The sequence below is a fragment of the Labilibacter marinus genome (assembly GCF_001659685.2).
Classification (GTDB): Bacteria; Bacteroidota; Bacteroidia; order Bacteroidales; family Marinilabiliaceae; genus Saccharicrinis; species Saccharicrinis marinus.
The window spans coordinates 1-823 of sequence record NZ_LXYE02000075.1 but is presented as its reverse complement, the minus strand read 5'-3'; the positions used below and the strand labels follow the sequence as shown (position 1 = coordinate 823).

The window sequence follows — 823 nt, the reverse complement described above, 5'->3', positions numbered from 1 at the left end:
GGCTGCAAGCAAATATATAACGTACAAAATAATGCGAAACATATTGAGAATATTATATAATCCAACTCAAGTTTTTACGCACCTTGACAATTTGTATGAGGAAAACTTGAATACAAACAGCAATTTAATTGCTTCGGTTTTTGGTGGTTTGGTAGGAGTATATTCTATTATAGCTGAATTTGAAAACATACAAGAAATAGTAAGAGGTTGGCCTCTTGTTATTGCCAGTATTGCGGGGATTCTAATTTCTTCAGTACTATGTGTATTATTTTATAATTACGTTCTGACATATATCCTATATTTTGTAGGTAAACTAATGGGTAGTAAAGGGCTTGTTGCAGACACTAGGACAGCAATTGTTTATTCAATAATACCAATTAGTTTTATAATGATTTTGGCAGTTGTTCTTATCCTAATTCCTGACACTCTGATTGACATAATAGCTCAATATTGGATTTTGAGAATATCAACTCATTTGATTTGGGCTTGGACAATGGTAATATTAATAATTGGACTTAGAATACTGAATAAGTACGGAACGTTAAAAGCTGTAGTTAATATTTTACCAATACCGTTAATTGGACTAATTATTTTTTTGATAAAATATCTATAAAGGAATAAAAATGCCAGCAGCCAACACTTTGTATATATAATAGCCGAATCAGTAGGGGTTCAGGAGCTAGGCTGTCTTTGGAACACCGCCGAAACTCTTGTTTCGACTAGCAAAAAATATTAAGTTAGCTGCGAAAACAACAGCTTCGGCTAAGTTAGCGGTGGGCAATAAAGCTGGTGAAAATCGGCTACTATACATACAATCAACGTT

Annotated in this window: 1 protein-coding gene; it reads left to right on the top strand. The window is 33.3% G+C overall.

What is annotated here, in order from left to right:
- Positions 1–613, top strand: a 613-nt coding sequence (locus tag A8L32_RS23210; RefSeq protein WP_233145524.1) for a YIP1 family protein, incomplete at its 5' end; no start/stop codon positions are given.
- Between the last annotated feature and the right edge of the window lie 210 nt (positions 614–823).